This is a genomic window from Sphingobacterium humi, from assembly GCF_009768885.1.
GTDB classification, from domain to species: Bacteria; Bacteroidota; Bacteroidia; order Sphingobacteriales; family Sphingobacteriaceae; genus Sphingobacterium; species Sphingobacterium humi.
The window spans coordinates 298,848-321,211 of sequence record NZ_WSQA01000003.1 but is presented as its reverse complement, the minus strand read 5'-3'; the positions used below and the strand labels follow the sequence as shown (position 1 = coordinate 321,211).

At 43.3% G+C, this 22,364-nt stretch carries 14 protein-coding genes; 6 read left to right on the top strand and 8 right to left on the bottom strand.

Annotation, left to right across the window (positions count from 1 at the left end):
• Positions 1 to 97 precede the first annotated feature (97 nt).
• From GQF63_RS05515 to GQF63_RS05500, 4 genes are read left to right on the top strand one after another with little or no spacing between them, the layout of a single operon-like run.
• A complete protein-coding gene (locus GQF63_RS05515) occupies positions 98 to 3,493 on the top strand; it encodes a SusC/RagA family TonB-linked outer membrane protein (protein ID WP_160368119.1) in 3,396 nt (1,131 codons plus the stop codon).
• A 12-nt stretch (positions 3,494 to 3,505) separates the two neighbouring features.
• Positions 3,506 to 5,293, top strand: coding sequence for a RagB/SusD family nutrient uptake outer membrane protein (locus GQF63_RS05510; RefSeq protein WP_160368118.1), 1,788 nt, complete (start codon positions 3,506 to 3,508; stop codon positions 5,291 to 5,293).
• A 48-nt stretch (positions 5,294 to 5,341) separates the two neighbouring features.
• On the top strand, positions 5,342 to 6,733 hold the full coding sequence (locus GQF63_RS05505; RefSeq protein WP_160368117.1) for a sulfatase: 1,392 nt from the start codon (positions 5,342 to 5,344) through the stop codon (positions 6,731 to 6,733).
• A 1-nt stretch (position 6,734) separates the two neighbouring features.
• A complete protein-coding gene (locus tag GQF63_RS05500) occupies positions 6,735 to 8,135 on the top strand; it encodes an arylsulfatase (protein ID WP_160368116.1) in 1,401 nt (466 codons plus the stop codon).
• A gap of 355 nt (positions 8,136 to 8,490) precedes the next feature.
• Here GQF63_RS05500 and GQF63_RS05495 read toward each other — a convergent pair whose 3' ends face one another.
• The 3 genes from GQF63_RS05495 to GQF63_RS05485 are packed head-to-tail and all read right to left on the bottom strand — an operon-like array spanning position 8,491 to position 11,006.
• Positions 8,491 to 9,462, bottom strand: a complete 972-nt coding sequence (locus GQF63_RS05495) for an MBL fold metallo-hydrolase (RefSeq protein ID WP_160368115.1) — start codon at positions 9,460 to 9,462, stop codon at positions 8,491 to 8,493.
• A gap of 4 nt (positions 9,463 to 9,466) precedes the next feature.
• Positions 9,467 to 10,057, bottom strand: a complete 591-nt coding sequence (coaE, locus tag GQF63_RS05490) for a dephospho-CoA kinase (protein WP_160368113.1) — start codon at positions 10,055 to 10,057, stop codon at positions 9,467 to 9,469.
• Between the two features lies 1 nt (position 10,058).
• Positions 10,059 to 11,006, bottom strand: a complete 948-nt coding sequence (locus GQF63_RS05485; protein ID WP_160368111.1) for a CdaR family protein — start codon at positions 11,004 to 11,006, stop codon at positions 10,059 to 10,061.
• A gap of 169 nt (positions 11,007 to 11,175) precedes the next feature.
• Between GQF63_RS05485 and purL the strand changes: the two genes are divergently transcribed.
• Positions 11,176 to 14,850 carry a phosphoribosylformylglycinamidine synthase gene (gene purL / locus GQF63_RS05480; RefSeq protein ID WP_160368110.1) on the top strand — a complete coding sequence of 1,225 codons (3,675 nt, stop codon included), beginning with the start codon at positions 11,176 to 11,178 and terminating at the stop codon, positions 14,848 to 14,850.
• Positions 14,851 to 15,925: 1,075 nt separating this feature from the next.
• Here the strand turns inward: purL and GQF63_RS05475 are convergent.
• On the bottom strand, positions 15,926 to 17,527 hold the full coding sequence (locus GQF63_RS05475) for a Na+/H+ antiporter (RefSeq protein WP_160368109.1): 1,602 nt from the start codon (positions 17,525 to 17,527) through the stop codon (positions 15,926 to 15,928).
• Positions 17,528 to 17,561: 34 nt separating this feature from the next.
• On the opposite strand from GQF63_RS05475, the gene rlmF reads away from it, so the two are divergent.
• On the top strand, positions 17,562 to 18,440 hold the full coding sequence (gene rlmF / locus GQF63_RS05470; RefSeq protein WP_160368108.1) for a 23S rRNA (adenine(1618)-N(6))-methyltransferase RlmF: 879 nt from the start codon (positions 17,562 to 17,564) through the stop codon (positions 18,438 to 18,440).
• A 790-nt stretch (positions 18,441 to 19,230) separates the two neighbouring features.
• Here the strand turns inward: rlmF and yajC are convergent.
• From yajC to GQF63_RS05450, 4 genes are read right to left on the bottom strand one after another with little or no spacing between them, the layout of a single operon-like run.
• Positions 19,231 to 19,545 (bottom strand): preprotein translocase subunit YajC, encoded by a 315-nt coding sequence (gene yajC, locus GQF63_RS05465; RefSeq protein WP_160368107.1) that lies wholly within the window; start codon positions 19,543 to 19,545, stop codon positions 19,231 to 19,233.
• Between the two features lie 28 nt (positions 19,546 to 19,573).
• Positions 19,574 to 20,014: a DUF1573 domain-containing protein gene (locus GQF63_RS05460; RefSeq protein WP_160368106.1), complete on the bottom strand. Its 441-nt coding sequence runs from the start codon at positions 20,012 to 20,014 to the stop codon at positions 19,574 to 19,576.
• Positions 20,015 to 20,020: 6 nt separating this feature from the next.
• A complete protein-coding gene (gene nusB, locus GQF63_RS05455) occupies positions 20,021 to 20,971 on the bottom strand; it encodes a transcription antitermination factor NusB (protein WP_170292226.1) in 951 nt (316 codons plus the stop codon).
• A 45-nt stretch (positions 20,972 to 21,016) separates the two neighbouring features.
• Entirely contained in the window at positions 21,017 to 22,087 is a 1,071-nt protein-coding gene (locus GQF63_RS05450) for a Glu/Leu/Phe/Val family dehydrogenase (RefSeq protein ID WP_160368105.1), read from the bottom strand.
• Positions 22,088 to 22,364: the final 277 nt, after the last annotated feature.

Here is a 22,364-nt window from a genome sequence, read left to right as displayed (position 1 = left end):
AGTAAGACACTTAAATCAATTCCACTAATTTATGAAAATTAATTTACTTGCCATTAGGGGCCAAGTGATTTGCCCCCTCCTATTTAAAGTATTATTGATGTTTAAACTTATCATTTGCTTTATTTGTGCATTCTCTATCCGTGTGGTAGCCAATCCTTCTGCCGCGCAGGAAAAGGTATCGCTATTGCTGTATAACAGCGATTTAAAAACCGTCCTGCGTTCCATAGAGAAACAAACAAAAATAAAATTCATCTACTCAGACAACCTCATTCAGATGAGAGACCTGGGAAAGATCCAAGTATCCAATCTCCCTTGGACCCAAGTGTTGTTGCCTATCTTAGACCAGGCCGGATTAACCATCAAGGAAGTTGAAGACAACCGGATGATCATCCGCCCAAGCGTAAAGAAGCAAGAAGGCTTTGCAGTGAAGGGTATAGTAACCAACAACACGGGTAAACCCTTGGTTGGGGTAAGTATTACCGAGAAGAACTCTACGCGTGCAACCAGCACGAAGGAAGACGGTCGATTCGAATTAATGGCTTCCAGCGATCAGGCCGAGTTGATCATCAGTTTTATTGGCTACACGAGTCAACAGATTCCCGTATCTTCCAGTGAAGTCCGCGTCATCCTACAAGAAGATTTAACCTCCCTTGATGAGGTGGTGGTTGTAGGTTTCGGTACGCAGAAGAAATCCAACCTCACCGGTGCCGTATCTTCCGTTGATATGGATAAGGTATTAGGCGATCGGCCGGTTAGTAGTTCTTCGCAAGCATTGCAAGGCGCTATTCCGGGCATGCAGGTAACTTTTGGTGGTGGACGCCCGGGCCAAGGAACCTCCTTGAACATCCGCGGTGTAACGTCCATTAACGGCGGCAGCCCTTTGGTATTGGTCGATAACGTACCGATGAGCCTGGACGATGTGAATCCGAAAGACATTCAAAACATCACGGTGTTGAAAGATGCGGCAGCCTCCTCCATCTATGGTGCGCGTGCTGCTTATGGGGTTATCTTAGTGACTACCAAAAAAGCAGGAAAAAACCAACCAATCCAATTCAATTATTCATCCAACCTCACTTGGTCAGAAGCCAGTACCCTACCAGAAAAAGCAACGCCTCTGGAATTTGTGCAAGGCTTAAAAGACTTTGGCCAACCGACCAACTGGACGGGCCAGAATGTGGAAACTTGGTTGAATCTATTAAAAGAATATGAGGCCGACCCTTCCAAATATCCAGATGGAATTACGGAAGTAAATGGCACCCGCTATCCCCTACGCCAATACGATATGTATGGCGAAGTATTTGAAACCGGTTTCGAACAATTACACAACCTGTCCTTCTCGGGTGGTGGCGAGAAAATTGCCTACCGTCTCTCCGGTATGTTTGCTGATGAGGATGGTATCATGAAGACCAACAAAGACAGCTACAAACGCTATAACATCAATGCTTTTGTCACCAGTGAGATTGCCAAAAACTTGAATGCCAGCGCGAATATCTTATACAAAAACGACAACCGCACCACGCCAATGAATATGGGGGAAATGTTCTACCGCTCCATTACGCATGGCGCTTACATCAATACAGGCTATAATACCGGTATGGATGGTACAGAAGTACCCTTCGGCACGCCAAACAACTACCTGAAATACGAAGATCCCAGCTTAAATTATGGTGATGATCTGCGGATGTTCGGTAAGTTAGAATACAACCCTATCCAAGGCTTCAACATTACTGCTGAGTACACCTTCAACAAATCCAACACCAACAGCAAGTATTATCAGGTGCGTCATAAATACATGAACCCTAACAACTACAGCGAAGAATACTTATTCAACAACCAATACTACCAACGCGGAAGTAGCATCACCAATTACAATGCGTTGAATATGTATGCCAGCTATACACATGCCTTAGATCAACATAACTTTAAATACCTTTTAGGAACCAACTACGAGAAAAACCATTACGAATCATACAATGCCACACGTTACGATTTATTAAGCCCAGATTCCCCTTCTTTGGGAACCAGCAGTGGAAATCAATTTGTAAACGATAGCTTCGGGCAGTATGCGGTATTAGGCTATTTTGGCCGTATCAATTACGATTATGCCAATCGCTATCTCTTAGAACTGAATGGCCGTATCGATGGTTCTTCGCGCTTTCAAGACGGTTCCAAATTCGGTTTCTTCCCTTCGGTTTCCGCAGGATGGAATGTGACGGAAGAAAGCTTTATGTCTAGCATTCGCAATAGCATTCCATTGTTAAAGTTTAGAGGTTCCTTCGGGGAGATTGGAAACCAGGTAGTCTTGAATTCAGACGGCGGTCAGAATTACTTCCCGGTAATCCCGACCATGTCCGCCTCTAACGCCAACTGGATTAATCCAACCACAGGCATCCGCTATTTAACCATTGCGCCTCCGGGATTGGTATCCTCTACCTTTACCTGGGAAAAAGTACGCACGCTAAACGTAGGGGTTGATATTGCCTTATTCAACAATAAATTAAATACCAGCTTCGACTGGTTCCGCAGACAAACCATCGGAATGCTCTACCGGGGTGCCGATCTTCCTGCTGTATTAGGTGCCGAGCCGCCTTTCCAAAACACCACAGACCTAGAGTCTAAAGGTTGGGAATGGGAATTAACCTGGAAAGATAAAATCAATGAGTTCCATTATTCCTTAGGCTTCAACCTATCCGATAACCGAGGCTATATCACCAAGATTGAGAACAGCGCCGGTTTAATCAACGGGTATTATGTAGGCAAAGAAATAGGCGAAATCTGGGGCTATGAAACCGACCGTTTCTATACGGTGAATGACTTTGTGGATGGCTCATTAAACGATAAATTAATGGGTGGCACCCTGAAAGATGGTATCCCTGCGTTTACAGGTGTAGCCCAGAACCCAGGCGATGTGCTATTTAAAGACCTGAACAACGATGGTAAAATCTTCTCGGGTAATGGTACGCTGAGCGATCCGGGAGATATGCGTGTCATCGGGAATAACAACCGTCGTTATCAGTTTGGTATCAATTCAAACTTCTCCTATAAAAACTTCGATTTATCCATTTTCTTACAAGGCGTAGGGAAAAGAGACTTATGGATGGGTAGCCATTTACTATGGCCTTACTCCAACGAGTTCGGCACCCTCTTTAAACATAGTTTAGATTATTGGACCCCTGAAAACCAGGATGCTTATTATGGTCGTGTTTATGCGAATGCCGGCTTAAACACGGGTGCCAACCGTCGCGTACAAACCCGATACCTACAAGATGGTTCCTACCTGCGGGTTAGAAACATCACCCTAAGCTATAACTTGGGCAAGGACGTCTTGAAATCGAAATTCCTGGAAAGCATCCGTTTGTATGTTACGGGAGAGAACCTGTTCTTATTCGACAATTTACCGGCCGGCTTTGAGGCGGATGGCGTCGACTTAGGTTCCGGCGGAATTTATCCGTTCCTAAAGAAATACAGCTTCGGTTTAAACATCAATTTCTAAACATTCTGACGTATGAAAATTCTAAAATCACTTTTATATATAGGTCTGGCCAGCAGTTTAACTGCCGCAAGCAGTAGTTGCAGTAATTTATTGGATTTAAAACCCGAAGGCACACTGACCGAGCAAACCACCTTTGCTAATTACGATAATTTTATTGCCTATGCTTGGCAGTTTTATGGCATCTTCCCCGGATACAGCAATAGCGTTCCGAATTCGGAAGTAAATAGCGACCTGTTTTCCTTGGCCAACAACAATGCGACCTCCGATTGGTTGTGGAATCGTATCGTTATTCCAGGCAGTTCAGCAGAATACACAGGCCCATATAATCAAATCCGTTCCATCAATATTCTGCTCGACAATATCGATGGTAGCAACCTAAAAGATGCCGATAAAAACCATGTGCGCAGTATCGGCTATTTCTTTAAGGCCTATAATTACATGGACTTATTGAATAAATACGGCTCCGCTATTTGGGTAGAGCGTGCCATTAACGATGGCGATAAGGAAATCCTTTACGGCACGCCGAGCAGTCGGGATGAACTTGCCACTAAAATTCTGGACATGCTGCAATTTGCAGAAACAAATATTAAGGCAGCTGGCGATGGTAAAAACACCATCAATGTGCATGTAGTTCGCGCGTTACTTTCCCGCTTTGCTCTGCGCGAAGGAACTTGGCGAAAATACCATCGCTTAAACGACAGCGAAAAATACCTGCGCATATCGGCGGATATCGCTGCGAAGATCATTGGCAATTTCCCGGAATTGCACCCCGATTACGATGAGGTGTTCAATAGCGAGTCTTTGGCTAACAATATCGAGGTCCTCCTCTACAAACAGTATGAGGTAAACCAAATAACCCATACCCTAGCCTCTATGGCCAGGAACTCCTCCGGAAGATGGGATATAACCAAAGCTGCAGCAGATCTCTACCTGATGAAGGATGGACAGACGCGCTGGACGAGTCCTTTATTTGCGGGGGATGAAACGCCGTTCAAAGAATTCCGAAACCGCGACATCCGTTTGTATTATACGGTTCCGCCGCCATACAAAGTGCAAGTAAACCATCCGAGCTTCAATTTCACCTTAACCAACGATCCGGCAGATCGCGAGTATATCGATCTGATGAATACCTTATCGGTTGCTACCCGTAAAACCCTTCCTGCCGTAAACTGGCAAGGATTGGTATTGCGCCAAGAGCCACATTATGCCGATTATACCAATGGGCAACCTTTTAATGTGACCTTCTCGGGCTACCGTTTCTATAAGTTCAGCAACAAGATCAAGATGCTTCAGAATGAAGACATCAACGATGCGCCGATATTCCGTACTGCGGAGGTCTTTTTAAATTATGCTGAAGCGAAGTTTGAGCTTGGCGAATTGACACAAGCCATCCTCGATCAAACCATCAATAAATTAAGGAAACGCGGACAGGTTGCTGCACTCCAACTGGCAGCCATCCCTAGCGATCCGAAGCGCGATGCTACTGTAGCGCCGGCATTATGGGAGATCCGTCGCGAACGCGCAATTGAACTCATGGGCGAAGGCTTCCGCTTTGATGACTTACGACGGTGGAAGAAAATGGACTATGCCGCAGCGCGAAAATTAGGCCGCTACATTACAAAAGGTGTTGATGTACCTGAAAGTGCACCAATCCCTGTATTAAATAACGCTAAAGCTGGCTACATAGCCTATGAGGCCGTACCACCAAGCTTCCCAAGTTATTATTACCTTTACCCTATTCCTTCTGCCGAATTGGTGTTAAATCCAAATATCAAACAAAATCCCGGATGGGATAAATAATACATAAACCGGCATAGCCAGGCTATGCCGGTTTCTAAAACCTAGCCTATGCGTATTATAAACTCCTATATTGTACTATTGCTCCTATGCTCGGCGCAATGGAGCTTTGCCCAACAACCTAAGCCCAATATCATATTGATTATTGCCGATGATTTAGGCTATAAAGACCTCGGTTTTATGGGGGGCGAACATTTTCATAGCCCCAATCTGGATGCTTTAGCAAAACAAGCCCATGTCTATTACCAGGCGTATGCAGGTGCTGCCAATTGTGCACCGAGCCGCGCAAGTCTACTCACCGGCTTAAATACCCCCAGACATGGGATCTATACGGTCGGAAACTCCGCACAGGGAAAAAGCGCCGACCGAAAGATTATCCCCATTGCCAATACTGATGTCTTGAACGAAGACTTGCAAACCATGGCCGACTTTCTTAGTAAACAAGGTTACCAAACGGCATCCATTGGCAAGTGGCATGTCGGCGAAACACCGCTTAATTATGGCTTTCAGTATAACTTTGCGGGCAATCATCAAGGGCATAACAAACATTTCAGCCCTTATAACAATCCGGATATTCCGGATGGCGAAGCGGGCGAATACTTAACCGACCGGGTAACCGATGAGGCTATACGCTACATGAAGCAAACCCAAGCCGAAAAGCCTTATTTCATGTACCTCTCTTATTTTGCGGTACATACGCCAATTCAGGCACCCGACAGCCTTGTGCAACAGTATGCGGGTAAAAAAGGAACCGGCACAGAAGATTACCCAACTTATGCGGTCATGGTGCATTCCTTAGATCAGAATATCGGTCGAATTGTACAGCAAATCAAAGACAGCGGACAAGCCGAAAATACTTTGCTCATCTTTTGCTCAGACAATGGCGGCATTAATTTCATATCCCCACAAAGCCCTTTACGGGCCGGAAAAGGAAGTTACTACGAAGGCGGTATTCGCATTCCTATGTTTTTCCATTGGCCAACCAAAATCAAAGCCCAGCAAGACGAACAGTCTATCATCAGTCTGTTAGATGTGTTTCCAACGCTTGTAGATCTGCTGCATCCTCATGAAAACAAACCCAAGCTCGATGGTCAATCTTTATGGCCTACTTTACAGAACGGAAAATCGAGCCAGTCTACCCTGTATTGGCACTACCCTATTTATTTAAGGGCTTATAATCCGCAAGTAGATGATGGCCGCGACCCGCTATATCGCACGCGCCCCGGCACTGCTATTCGCCATAAAAACTGGAAGATGCAATACTTCTATGAAGATAATCAGGCCGAATTATACGACCTGAATAGCGATATCGGCGAACGCCATAACCTGGCGCAGGAACAGCCCCGCACCTTGCGAAAGCTTGAAAAAATGATGAAGGCCTGGATTGAAAAAACAAAGGCTCCGATTCCAACAGAATTAAACCCTGATTACCAATCGAAATAAAATGAAAAAACTACTCCTCCTTGCCCTGCTCTGTGCCGGGTTTTATGCTAAAGCACAACACGCAAAACCAAATATCGTCTTTATCCTTGCCGACGATCTTGGTATCGGCGATATTGGAAGTTATGGACAAACGAAAATCAGCACCCCCAACCTGGATAAACTGGCCAAGCAGGGTATGCGATTTACGCATTTCTATGCCGGCACCTCGGTCTGCGCACCTTCGCGCTCCGCGTTATTGACCGGGCAGCACACCGGTCATACCTACGTTCGGGGGAATAAAGAAATTGAACCCGAAGGCCAGGAACCCCTTGCCGATTCCATCCGCACTTTCGCCATGATTTTACAAGAAAAAGGCTACCAAACGGGGGTCTTCGGAAAATGGGGACTAGGCATGGTGGGAACCACAGGCGATCCGAACCGTAAAGGATTTGATGAGTTCTTTGGCTACAATTGCCAACGCCAGTCGCACCGCTATTACCCCACCCACTTATGGGACAATAACCAGCGTGTAGAACTTCAGGGCAATAATTTACGTCAAAAAGAAACCTATGCGCCGGCACTCATTCAAGCCAAAACCCTGGCCTTTATCGATCAGCATAAAGATAAACCCTTCTTCCTGTTTGTGCCTACGGTTTTGCCACATGCCGAACTGGCGGGCCCGGATGATGAGTTTTATAAAAAATATGAACATGCATTCCCTGAAACGCCACATAAAGGCAACGATTATGGCCCGAATGCGACCATTGCTGGCTATGCCTCCGTGCAGAAACCTCGCGCCACATTTGCCGCTATGGTGAGCCGTATGGATCATTATGTAGGGGAAATTATGCAGAAACTCGATCAGTACGGATTAACGGAGAACACCATTATTATCTTTAGTAGCGATAATGGTGCACACCGCGAAGGTGGTGCCGATCCGGATTTCTTCAACAGCACCGCCGGATTGAAAGGCTATAAACGTGATCTGTATGAAGGTGGTATCCGTACGCCATTATTGGTATCTTGGAAATACCATATCCCTTCAGGTGTAACGACAAGTCATGTGTCTGCCTTTTGGGATATCCTGCCCACCATCCAAGACCTGACCAATGATCAAGGTAAAGAAACCACCGATGGAATTTCCATCCTGCCTACCCTATTGAACAAAGGAAAACAAAAGCAGCATAAACACCTGTATTGGGAGTTTCATGAAGATGGAGGCCGCCAAGCGGTCATCTATAAACACTATAAATTGATAAAGTTTAAAGTGAAAGATCCACAGCAAAGCTATGTGGAATTATATGATTTGAAAAAAGATCCGCAGGAGCAGCATCCCATCCAGAATGCGAAATTGACGAAGAAAATATTGAAATTGATAGCGCAGGAACATCGGGAGAGTCCAATTTTTCCCTTATTACCCTAAAAATACCCCTTATTAGGTATTTTAAAGGTGCTATACAAAGGATATTTTTAACCCACAGTTTAACTACATCTCCAATATGTAGTATAAATCGTTATTAAGTTACCGTATTGAAACGCTAATGAATAAGTTGTTTCATTGTTTAGGCCCGCTCGGGTATTAGTTTTATAAATGGCTAGTAGCAAAACTACTAGCCATTATTATATAGGGCCTATAAATACCCTAATAAGTAATAGATAATGATAAATACAATGATGGTTCCGAAGCAGCCAAGGCCCATCTTTTTGGCGCCCCATCCAGCAATTAATGCTCTAAAGAATTTGTTCATATGTCTTTCCTTTTAAGTTTGTACCTAGTACTAACAAAAATCAGGACTATATGTTTGTTCTATAATATCACGAATCTCTAAACTATCGGCGAGGTATTGATGCAATTGTCGGCCATCGCCGTGTAAGGTCCAAATGGCCCGAGGCTTCACTTGTTCTATAAAAACTAAGATATCTTCCCAGTCCACATGATCCGATAAATACAGGCTGATATCGTTGCTGGCCTGCAGGCGGGCCCAGCCCGATGCAAAAACGCGCAATACATTTTTGGCCCGTCTATAGCTATTAAATGTTAATGGAGGTATCAAATACACTTTATTCTGCTCCGGTCCTTTCATCTGCTTTCTATTGTATAATTCATAGCGCAGCGGGAAATTGCCATAGCGATCGTATATTTTATGGAAGGCCAGCATACTGTGATGCACCAACACTTCCTTTTCGGGTAAGTAGGTGTTCAGCAGAGCAGTTAAGCGTTGGGCTTTACCCAAGGAATAGCAGCCTAACATAATGTTACTGGCGACATCCAATTTAAGGATTTCCGTCTCCGGATTGGGATGCTTAACCTCCGGATTGGCAAAGGTGGTTTCCGTAATCAGCACATCTGCTTCTACCATTTCAATAGGCTCGCAGGTAGGATCGGCCTGTAACTTATAATCACCTGTATACAAATAACGAACGCCCTTGTAGGTCATAAATATCTGCGCACTGCCCAATATATGTCCTGCAGGAATAAAAACCAGATCCACCCCATTGAGGTGAAAGTCAACTTTAAATTCAAAACATTGGTAGGAAGCCAAGGCTTGCTTGGCATAACGCACCTGCATAAAGGCTGCAGTAGCTGCCGTGCAATATATGTGTTTATGCCCGGGACTCGCATGATCAGCATGCGCATGCGATACCACGGCATGGTTCACCGGGTACAAAGGGTCAATATAAAAATCGCCATAAGGACAGTAATAGCCCTTATCACGTTTCACCAGAAAGTCTTCAATTATTTCAGCCATACAGCTAGGTATTCGATAAGAATTGTTGATGCAATTGCATAACCTGTTCAATAAGGCTATGCTCATCATCGTTATAGATAATAAAATCGGCCAGTGCTTCTTTTTCAGCTTCCGGCATCTGTTTGCTCATACGCTGGCGCACTTCCGCTTCCGTTAAGCCATCGCGCGCCATCACCCGTTGGATACGAACATCCTCCGGTGAACTCACTAAAATACAATAATCCAAGGCCTTATAGGAGCCGCTTTCAAATAAAAGGGCGGCTTCCTTTAAACTATAGGCTGTCGTTTGGGCATCGGCCCAATCTTCCCCCGCTTGAATGACGGCAGGATGCACAATGGCATTCAATTTTTTTAATTCCGTTTCATTGGAAAACACCCGCGCAGAAAGCCAAGCCCGATCTAGGCTGCCATCCGCATGATACACCTCTTTTCCAAACGTATCCACCAAGGCGGCACGCACCTGATCATTGGTATACATAATGGCTTTCGCTTCCTTATCGGCATCGTAGGTGGGCACCCCCAAAATTTTAAAAATTCGAGCCACCACACTTTTCCCAACACCAATTCCTCCGGTTATTCCAATTTTCAATCCCATATTATTTGCGCACAAAGAAATCTACATTTTGCGGTTCCACACTCAATACCTGACAAAAGTCTGGCACCTTGGTCATAATCACCGGCAAACTTTCTACTTTATGTTCCTTCCAGGCATCCAAATCCACCACGGCCTCAAAATCGCGGGAGGTCCATTTATTGTAATCCTTAACGGCAACCAGCACCGTCGCTTTCACCTTACTAGGCAAAACCCGAACGGAGGTATATTGTTTCCCATTTTCAACTTTAATGGGCAATTCGATCACTTTTTCGGTCATCTCCCCCACCGGTATCGTCACTTCGGCAAAGGTAGGATAAATGGTAATGTTTGTTCGCTGTTGGCGGTTTAGGTAGGCCACCGTACGTACATCCGTATTTACGTCTTTACCTTTAATGGTATCGGTTTCCAAGTATTCAATACTGGCAACATCTTCTAAAGGCCCTGTAATGGTGACATATTCTGGTGATGTTTTCGTCTCACCGACAATGCCATATTGTTTCTGAAAAGTAAGGGCATGCACCGCTTTTACCGGGATTTTCCGCTGCGTTTGCTTGGAGAAGTCGAAATATAAGGTATCGGGTGAAACGCCAACCACCTGTTCTTCCTGTCGGAATTGGCGATTAATAAAACCAATTTGATTGCCAAACACAATGAAATTCCGGTTTTTCAATCCACTTAAATCCACTTGAATCTTTGCTGTATCGGGTTTCAGGCGCTCCATCAACACTTTCCAGCCGGTCATCTTCAGCTTTACCGTCACCGTGTCCGATTGCAGGGGGTGAAAGGCCTTACTCTCCGGCAGGTTTACATAGCTCATGCTGGCCTTTTTCGAATAGATATAATCGCTCGATATGGCGAATAATGTCCAAGCTAAAAATGAAATAATGATGCAGCGTAAAAAAATAGATAATTTACGCCGTTGCACTTTACTGATTCGCCTCACTGCCATGCTACAAATGTACTATTTTGTTGCTAAAAATCCCATCCCGCCCCAGGGGGGCTGTTGCCGTGAAAAAAAGCATTTCAAGGTAAAAAGATGACTTTCCCTAGGAACTTATTGTTAAAATAATACGTAACTTTGTGCTTTAATTGAAGGACGTTAAAAATTCACTTTAATAATGATTCATTTCTTCGTGAACCAATCGAACAGTGTATATGCTGTTCAAACCCAAAAAGATTTATCTACCGAAGATATCTCCAAACTAAACTGGCTTTTTGGCAATGCTACAAAACTCAACGAACAAGCTTTAAACGATTACTATGTAGGCCCACGCGCTGCCATGGTAACGCCATGGAGTACCAACGCCGTAGAAATTACCCAAAACATGGGGATTGAAGGGTTAATTCGTATCGAAGAGTTTCAGCCGGTAAGTGCCGAATTCACGGATTTCGACCCGATGATTTCGCAAAAATACAGCGCCCTAACGCAGGACATGTATACCATCAACATTAGCCCGGAGCCTATTTTAGCCATCGATGATATCGCGGCCTACAACCAATCCGAAGGCTTAGCATTAAGCCCTGAAGAAGTGGATTACCTCAATGCCCTTGCCGACAAAATTGGACGCAAGCTGACTGACTCTGAAGTCTTTGCTTTCTCGCAAGCGAATTCCGAGCACTGCCGTCACAAGATTTTCAATGGTACCTTTGTGATCGATGGTGAAGAACAACCGACTTCACTCTTTAAATTGATTAAGAAAACCTCGGAAACAAACCCAAATGGCATTGTTTCTGCCTATAAAGATAACGTAGCCTTTGTAAAAGGCCCGCGCGTTACCCAATTTGCTCCCAAATCTGCCGATCAGCCTGATTTCTACGAAGAAAAAGAGTTTGATTCTGTTATTTCCTTAAAAGCGGAAACCCATAACTTCCCGACAACAGTAGAGCCTTTCTCTGGCGCTGCAACAGGTTCTGGAGGGGAAATCCGCGATCGCCTTGCTGGCGGTCAGGGTTCTTTGCCTTTGGCAGGTACAGCCATCTACATGACGGCCTACTCTCGCCTCTTGGCCGACAGACCATGGGAAAAAGGGATGGAAGAACGTAAATGGTTATACCAAACACCAATGGATATCCTGATTAAAGCTTCCAACGGAGCATCCGACTTTGGTAACAAATTCGGACAGCCATTGATCACCGGATCGGTATTAACTTTCGAGCATGAAGAAGATGGCCGTAAATTAGGTTACGACAAAGTGATTATGCAAGCAGGCGGTATTGGTTATGGTAAATTAGACCAGGCCAAAAAGCATAAACCCGAAGCTGGCGATAAAATTGTTATCCTAGGTGGTGAAAACTACCGTATTGGTATGGGTGGTGCAGCCGTATCTTCTGCCGATACCGGAGCTTTCGGATCAGGTATTGAATTGAATGCCATCCAACGTTCTAACCCGGAAATGCAAAAACGTGCCGCAAATGCCATCCGCGCATTTGTAGAGTCAAATCATAACCCTATTGTTTCCATCCACGACCATGGTGCAGGTGGACACTTAAACTGTTTATCAGAATTGGTGGAAGACACCGGTGGTTTAATTGATTTAGATAAACTGCCTGTAGGCGACCCTACTCTTTCTGCAAAAGAGATTATCGGAAATGAGTCTCAAGAACGTATGGGCTTGGTGATTGCAGAAGCCGATATTGAAAAATTAAAAGCCGTTGCCGATCGCGAGCGTGCACCAATGTATGCCGTAGGCGACGTAACGAACGATCACCGCTTCACCTTCCAATCGGAAAGTACTGGCGAAAAACCAATGGACTATGCCTTGGCAGATTTCTTTGGCTCTTCACCGAAGACTGTGATGAACGACAAAAAGCTGACACGTAACTATTCCGACTTAACTTACCAAGTGTCTGAGGTTCCAGCTTACTTGAACCAGGTGTTACAACTGGAAGCTGTAGCAGCGAAAGACTGGTTAACCAATAAGGTAGACCGTTGTGTGGGTGGTCGTGTAGCTAAGCAACAATGTGTAGGTCCATTGCAATTACCGTTGAACAACGTAGGTGTCATGGCCTTAGATTATAAATCGAAAGAAGGTATTGCCACTACCGTAGGGCATTCGCCATTAACAGCATTAGTCGATCCGGTTGCAGGCTCTAGAAACGCCATCGCCGAATCCTTATCCAACTTGGTATTTGCACCTATTCAGCAAGGCTTACAAGGGGTATCCCTTTCAGCCAACTGGATGTGGGCATGTAACAACGAGGGTGAAGATGCACGCCTATACCAAGCAGTAAAAGGTTGTTCAGACTTTGCTATTGCCTTAGGTATTAATATCCCGACAGGAAAAGACTCCTTGTCGATGAAACAAAAATACCCGAATGGTGAAAACGTGATTGCGCCAGGTACGGTAATTATCTCGGCCGCAGGAAACTGTACCGATATCAATAAAGTGGTAGAACCTGTTTTACAAAAAGATGCAGGCTCTATTTACTACATCAACCTATCCAAAGATTGCTTCAAATTAGGTGGCTCTTCCTTTGCGCAGGTAAACAATAAAATTGGTTCAGAAGTCCCTACCGTTAAAGATGCCAATTACTTCGCTAATGCCTTCAACAGCATTCAAGAATTGGTTGTAGACGGACAGATTGCTGCAGGACATGATGTAGGTTCCGGTGGATTAATCACCAGCTTATTGGAGATGTGCTTTGCCGATGTAAACCTTGCTGCAAACTACGACCTATCTGCCCTAAACGAGGCTGATACGGTTAAAGCCCTATTCAATGAGAATATTGCGGTGATTTTGCAAGCTAAAGACGATAGCAGCTTCGAGAAATTCATGGCTGATGCGCAAATTGACGCTGTGAAAATCGGACAAGCCATTGCTGGAACTACAGTAAGCATCAAAAATCAAAACGATAGCTTTAGCTTCGATGTAGCTGAAACACGTGACACCTGGTATAAAACCTCGTACTTGCTTGATCAGAAACAATCGAAAAACGGAACCGCCGATGCGCGTTTCCAAAACTATAAAAACCAGCCTTTGCAGTTTAACCTGCCGGCCCATTTTGATGGTAAAAAACCACAAATCGACGCCAGCAAACCTAGACCGAAGGCCGCCATCATCCGCGAAAAAGGATCGAACTCGGAACGTGAAATGGCCAACGCCATGTACCTTGCCGGCTTCGATGTGAAGGATGTGCACATGACAGACTTAATTTCAGGTCGCGAAACCCTGGAAGATATCCAATTTATTGGTGCCGTAGGTGGCTTCTCCAATTCCGACGTTTTAGGATCGGCAAAAGGATGGGCGGGCGCCTTCTTATACAATGAGAAAGCTAAAAACGCCTTGGAAAACTTCTTCGCCCGTCCAGATACCCTATCCGTAGGGATCTGTAATGGTTGTCAATTGTTTATGGAATTGGAGTTAATTAACCCAGATCATGAAGTTCATGGTAAAATGGGGCACAATACTTCCCAAAAACACGAATCAAACTTCGTATCGGTAAAAGTGCAAGAAAACAACTCCATCATGCTTTCTACCCTTGCTGGTAGCACATTAGGGGTTTGGATATCGCACGGCGAAGGTAAATTCAACTTACCATACGCAGAAGATCAATACCAGATTGTAGCGAAGTATGGCTACCAAGAGTATCCACATAACCCGAACGGCTCTGCCTTTAACACAGCCATGATGTGTGATAAAACCGGTCGTCACTTAGTGACCATGCCACACATCGAGCGTTCCATCTTCCAATGGAACTGGGCGAATTATCCCAAAGGTCGCCAAGACGAGGTAAGTCCTTGGTTAGAAGCCTTCGTGAATGCCCGTAAGTGGATAGAAAACCAATCGAAATAAGTTGGAATAACGTAATATAATAGAAAGTCCTGCAGGTATTAGCCTGCAGGACTTTTTTATTTCCTCCCTTTTATATTTCCCCCAAAAAAAATAGCTGCCTTGTGGCAGCTATTTTCGATTTTCATTTTAAAAACTTTCGTTTTATCAACATGAAGTGTGCAATCTAAAATAATTGTAAGTATTTAATGGAATAAAATATTCATTGTACAGCCTAAATATACGTGCAATCGGAAGGTATTGCAATAGGAGTTACCGAAGGTGCATAGTTACCTACAGTTAACTTTTAGGTAATAATGCTTTTACGTTGAAGTTAATGAAGATTTTTTATGAAGCTTTGTTGTAACGTTTGAGAAGCGTTGCTCTCCCCTTTGCAAAGGGGTTTGAAAGGGGAGTGAAAGGGGTGAGAAAAGGAAGTGAAAAGTATTTAGTATGGAGTATTTAGTAGTTAGAGTATGGCGTATTCAGCCGTTGTTTTTCGATTTGTCATGGAATTGTCATGGTGAGCGGAGTCGAACCACGAACGACTAGTACGTCAATGCAATCAAAAATGGTTAACACACTTACTGTCAACATCTTATATGAGACCAAAATTGCTAGCGGAGAAAACTGTGTTTACTGATTGCATTGACGTACCATTAGTTTGACACAGCTACCAATAACATGTTTTTGTAATGCTTTGTTAGTACAGGTGGGTTGTTTGGTTGATTGCATTGACGTACCAGTCGTTCGTGGTTCGACTCCGCTACCAATGACATTTTTCTACAAAACACTGTAAATAAGGTGGTTATGTATTTTGGTTTGCATTGACGTACCAATGGTTCGACTCCGCTCACCATGACAACCCTGGCCACAACGCGACACAAAGCGGGCCGCAGTTTACCAGCATAGCGTGCCGTAGTTTGGAAGCAATGCTTAACAAGCAATGCTACTTAATGTCATCACCTTCCAATAATTTTGCAAACATTTTACCCTCCTCATCATGACAAAATGGTGACAAAATGATGACAAAAACGATGGCACCACGCTCTAAATACTAACTACTAAATACTAAATACTCACGATGACACAGCCTTCCCTAATTCCTATGCAACCTCGATTCTTCCAAATCTAGCGTATGCTCTAACTCCCGCAAAACACTATCATCGTATTTCTTTTCGCCGAGCATGGCGTATAGGGTTTTGCGGCGGGTATTGATCACATCTTGGGTAATGCGTTTATAGAGTTCTTTTTCGTTGGCAATACGGATTTTGGACTCCTCGTCGATGGTGGAGGCGGAGGTATCCAGGCGGCGTTTCATTTGGGTATAGATCGCTTTTACCGTAAAGCTTTCGCGCAGTTCTTTTTCGTATTTGGATTCGACCATCTTCATCCCCTCTCGGGCCAGGCGATAGCGGATGGCTTCAATCTGCACCTCCCGAGGGATCTCCTCGGAGTTGCCGCGAAGCTTTAAGGCTTTGATTACCCAAGGCAGGGTGAGCCCCTGCAGCACTAGGGTGATTAAGATGACTACGAATGTAATAAACAAGATCAGGTTTCGGTGTGGGAAGGCCGAGCCATCACTGAGGCTAAGGGGAATAGCTAAAGCCGAGGCCAGAGAAACAACCCCGCGCATCCCTGCCCAACCGATGATGAGGGGCAGCTTCCAGCCTGGATTCTTTTCATTTGTACGGATGCTACGAAACATCATCCGTGGAATAAAGGCTGAGGCGTAGATAAATACAATGCGTAAAACGATAATCAGGGCGGTAATGGCCAAGGCCATCTGAATGGCCCATTCCATGGATACATCTTCAATGCCTTCAATAATAATCGGCAGTTCCAATCCGATTAATATAAATACAAAGCCGTTGAGGAGAAAGCCTACGGTATCCCATACCTCGCGGGTTTGAATGCGGGTATGGTAATCCATATAATCCTTCGCGCGGAAGGACAGAAACAATCCACCGGCGACGACGGCTAATACGCCCGACCATTCAAAATGCTCGGCCACGATATACATGATATAAGGCGCAATTAAGGTAATTGGCGTGGTAATACTGGAAGCCTTGGCGATGTATTTAAGGAATATATAGAGGATATGCCCGATAACAAGGCCGACAAAGATGCCCATGATGGCCAGCATAAAGAAATCGAATATGGCAGCTTGAGGTTCAAAACTTCCGGTAATTATCACAGCCAAGGCTAGTCGAAATACCGTAAGGGATGCCGCATCGTTCACCAGGCTCTCCCCTTCTAACAGGGTAATTCCGCGTTTTGGCATGTCGACATCCTTCAACACCGAGGTCGCGGCCACCGCATCGGGCGGTGAGATAATACCGCCTAAAAGAAAGCCTAAGGCTAAGGTAAAGCCAGGAATAATATGCACAGAAAGAAAGGCCACGGCCATGGAAGTGACAAACACCAATCCGAATCCCATAATCATGATGGAGCGTTTATAGCGCCAGAAGCTGTTCCATGAGGTATACCAAGCGGCTTCAAAGAGTAAGGGTGGCAGGAAGATCAGGAAAACAATATCGGGATTGATGCTAATTTCAGGGATGCCCGGAATCAAGGAAATAAGTAATCCTCCCACCACTAAGAGGATAGGATAGGATACTTTGATGCGCTGACTTAAGACAAATAACATGGCCATGAAGAAAAATAAGAGCATGACCAACAAAATATTAGATTCAATCATTTATTAATAGGTATCTTTGAACGTTATAAAATTAATGGAAAAAAACGCAAAAAATTTACATCCCAGAAATAAGTTCAATCAATCTTATGATATTGAACGTCTGGCTAAGAATGTTCCGGACTTACGGAAATACCTCTTAAACCTATACGACGACCAACTTTCGGTTGATTTTACGCAGCCTGAGGCAGTATTTCACCTGAATAAGGCTTTGTTAAAAACAACCTATGGTATAAAAGGTTGGCGCATATTGCCAAATAGTTTGGTGCCTACCGTACCGGGACGATTGAATTATATTCATTACCTGGCCGATTTATTGGGCGAAAAGAAAGGTGCACAAGTGCATATTCTAGATATTGGCACGGGTTCTAGCTTAATTTATCCGATTCTGGGGGTTAAGGAATATGGCTGGTCCTTCACCGGAACAGACACACATATCCCCTCTTTAACCAATGCAAAAGGGATATTGAAAGATAACCCCGACTTGGCGAAACAGATTCGCCTGCGGCAGCAAAATGACTCGAAGAAAATATTGGAGGATATGATTCTGCCGGGTGAATATTACGACGCCATTATGTGCAATCCGCCATTCTTCAAATCGAGTGAAGACCACGCGCAGAGTGTTGCCCGCAAAAACCATAACCTTCGAATCTCCAGCGATGCGGAGTCTAACTACAAAGGCTTGGCCACCGAGTTGTGGACGCTAGGCGGTGAGAAGAAATTTATTACCCAGTTGATTTACGATAGCTTTACTTTTAAGAAGCAAATAGGCTATTGTACCACGCTGGTATCCAATAAGGAAAACTTGAAACCTTTACGTGCCATTTTGGAATACCATAAGGTGGAAGACATCCAAGTGATTTCCATGAACCAAGGAAACAAGATCAATCGCATCTTGGCCTGGAAACTAAGCTAAACATAAAAAAAAGAGGCTGTATCATAAATAGTTGATACAGCCTCTTTTTTTGTGTTTATATTTTATGTTTTTATTGACCTACAATCATTAGGAGATTGACTAAGATTAAAAAAACCTTTATAATTTTTACTTAAATTTTTTAAAATAACCATCTATATAAACGGATTGAAAAAATCACTAAATACTTATGTTTTTAAGTAGCTTCTATGCGGAACGACTCTAAGTGATAAAACTTATACTTTTACGTTACATGCTTTAAATAAATGCTTGTTTAATTTGTGATTTTAATACGTATTAAAAATAAATTCTTCTATTATTTTATATACATTAAAATAATTTCTATACTAGAACAGGGAAAAATTAAATGTTATAATAAAAAAATCGAAGAAGAAAAAATAGAGTTTAAATAAAAAATGAAAATATTACAAATAATTACAATAGTATTGACAGGATGTTTATTGGGTATAAATCTGTATGTGCACCTATATGGTAATTACTCAAAAAAAGAAGAGGGTTGGATATTAGTAGGGCTTTGCATTTCATTATTATTTACTGTAGCCCTACAATATTATAATAAAAAAAACCTAAATAATTCTGATCCTGACAAGGATATCTTAAATAAATCTTAATTGAAGATTTTAATTTACTGTGTTAATAACAAATAGAAACTCTGTAGTACCTATACAATGGATCAAGTGAAGTTCTTGGGGAATACTGTGACAAGAAAAAAAAGAGGCCGTATCAACTTTTAGTTTGTGATACGGCCTCTTTTTGTTTAATTCAGTTTTGCTTAGGCAGTTTTTTGTGCATTAGCTGCTTTAGAAGCATCAAGAGCGACAGCAGATTTGTCGAAACGAATTTTTACGCCTGAACCTACATCTACTAAGAAAGTTGTATCGCTTACTTCTACAATTCTACCGTGAATACCTGCTGTGGTCACGATTTTAGAATTAACACCTAATTCTTCGATATATTTTTTATGGTCTTTCTGTTTCTTCATTTGAGGTCTGATCATAAAGAAATAGAATACGACCACCATCAGTAAAATCGGTAGGAACTGCATCATTCCGCCGCCTCCTGCTTGTAATAAAATAGTTGAAATCATCTGATTATTTTAATTTATTTGTTTACACTTATAGAACGGCCACTTCTCCCTTTAGCTGCACCGTGGTTACACGTTTTTGTGCATTGGAAGCAATGGTAATTATTTTTTGTTGCTGACCAACTTGGCCATGGCTGTCAAACTTCACGGTAATCTCGCCTACTTCGCCAGGTTTTACCGGTGTGCTGGTATAAGTTGGCGTGGTACATCCACAGCTGGCCGAAACTTGCGCAACAACAATTGGGGCTTCTCCTGTGTTTTTGAATTTAAAAACATGCTCAACCTGCTCGCCTTCTTTAATTTTTCCGAAATTAAACTCCGTTTCCTCAAATTCCATAATGCCACTTGCAGCAAGGGCATCTGTTCCTTCGGTAACTTCTGTAGCGGTTTCTTGTGTTGCGTCCTTTGCTGTTTGGTTACAAGCAGCAAATACGAAAGCACCTGCGGCTATAAGTAGGCTTAATTTCTTCATATGTGATTATGCGATTAACCCTCTGCCCTCTTTCTTAATACGACGTTGAGCGGTGAGGTCTGCTAATATTTTATCTAAAATACCATTGATAAAGGTACTACTTTTCAGTGTAGAAAACGACTTGGAAAGCTCGATATATTCATTAATTGTCACCTTAACCGGGATGGTTGGGAAGTGAATAAGCTCGGTAATCGCCATGCGCATCAATAAATTATCGATTAAGGCGATACGGTCGGCTTCCCAGTTTTTTGTTTTGGCAGAGATCAATTCCTGGTACTCTTTCGCATACTTAATGGTTAATTTAAGCAGGTCTAAAATAAAGTCTTTGTCTTCGATCCAGCTTGGGGTAAGGTCGGCTAATTTATTCTTTGCCGGAACTTCAGAGCTGAAGTTTTTAAAGGTTTTGGCAATCATGGCTTGTAACACCTCGCGGTCTACCGGCCAGTTGATGAAGCGTTCTTCGAAAGCCTGCTCTACATCGGTAGATTTCAAGATAATTTTCTTGAAGATATGTTTAATAATATCTTTCTCTACGGCGATGGAGCGATCTTCTTGCTCCAGGTATTCCAAATAGGTTTCGGAATCTTTTAACTGCGCGAAGATGGAACGTACGATCTCCGGGTCATAATTCCAATCTACTTTGTACTTTTTCACTTTTTCCAAGTACTCGCGGTTTTGACGCAAGGAATCGATAAAAGTGTTATTGTTTAATTTGGTTGAAGAAAACGTTTTGTCTTTTTGGGTGGGAATCCACTTATTTGCAATACCTTCCACATCAATCAGTACATATTCGGCCACCTCATCCAAAAGATTCAGTGTCCAGATGTACATTTCATCAACTTCCTCTACATTTTTCAGTAGACTTTTCTCAAAATCAGGAAGGTTTTTATCTTCCGACAAACTGTAGGCATACAATACTTGCATGACCTTTACCCGAAGGTGTCTTCTATTTAGCATAATTATATAAAGAACGAATATGTAATAAAGAACGATATTATACTATTATTTCAATTTCTTCATATCGGCGATGCGCTTTTCAGCAAGTTCCTTGGCCGCCTGATAGGTTGAAATATTCTCTTCGTTAGCCTTCTGGATAACGTGTCTTGTTGCCGTGTATATATGACGGATTAAATAATCTGTACGATCGGCACCATAGCCTTCTAATTCAGAGAAACAGCTGATTAAAGCACCTGAATTGATTAAGAAATCTGGTGTGTACAAGATATTGTTATCTTTCAATAGTTTGGTGGTTACCTCTTCATCCAACAATTGGTTGTTGGCCGATCCGGCGATAATCTTGCAACGCATACGCGGTACAGTATCTGGATTCACGGTGCCGCCTAATGCACATGGGGCATAAACATCGGCATCCAATTCAAAACTGGTGGAATAAGTAATCGGTTCCGCTTTATATTTTGCGGCAATTTTCATCTTACGCTCCTCGGTCATGTCGGAAACATAGACGCGTGCATTTTCTGCACGTAAAAGGGATACTAAGTGCTCGCCTACGGAGCCTACACCTTGCACGGCGATTTTTCTGCCGGCTAGGTTGTCGTCGCCATACAATTCTTTGATGGCGGCCTTAATTCCATAATATACACCTTTCGCTGCAAAAACAGTGGTATCACCAGCTCCGTTTAAGGAAGTCGGCAAACCTGCTACGTAGTTGGTTTCTGCATGAATGTATTCCAAGTCTTTTTGGGTGGTACCCACATCGATGGAAGCGATAAAATTACCGTTCAACCCGTTGATAAAACGGCCGAAACGACGCATCAAAACTTCTGATTTTTCGGTGCGGTTATTCCCAATGATAATGGCACTACCACCGCCAAGGTTCAATCCGGATAGGGACGCCTTGTAGGTAATGGCCTTGGAAAGACGCAGGGCATCTTCGATTGCTTCCGCTTCTGTGGCATAGGGCAACATACGTACGCCGCCAATTGCAGGGCCTAATGTGGTATCATGAATAGCTACAATCGCTTTCAAGCCAACCTCTTTATCTGTGCAGAAAAAAAGGTTCTGATGGTCAGATATGCGCATCAAGTCAAAAAGTGAGGAAGAATCCTTTTGCATAGGGTATATTATTTACAGCTACAAAAATAGCAATATTTTTGCATCCAAGCGTATACGGCGCAAAATAATAGGCCTAAACGGCACGAATTAAGAGTTTGAATAGGGAAGCCTGTCATTTGATTCAAAATCGCAAAATATTGGCTGAAAGCATTAACAACCTGTTAATCGTTTTACGGGAAATTAGGCCTTAGTTTCCGATAGCGGCCAGAGCGGATCGGAGAATTGCTATTCTTTTAACAGCCAGCAGATAATCAGACCTATTAATATTTAAAATTAT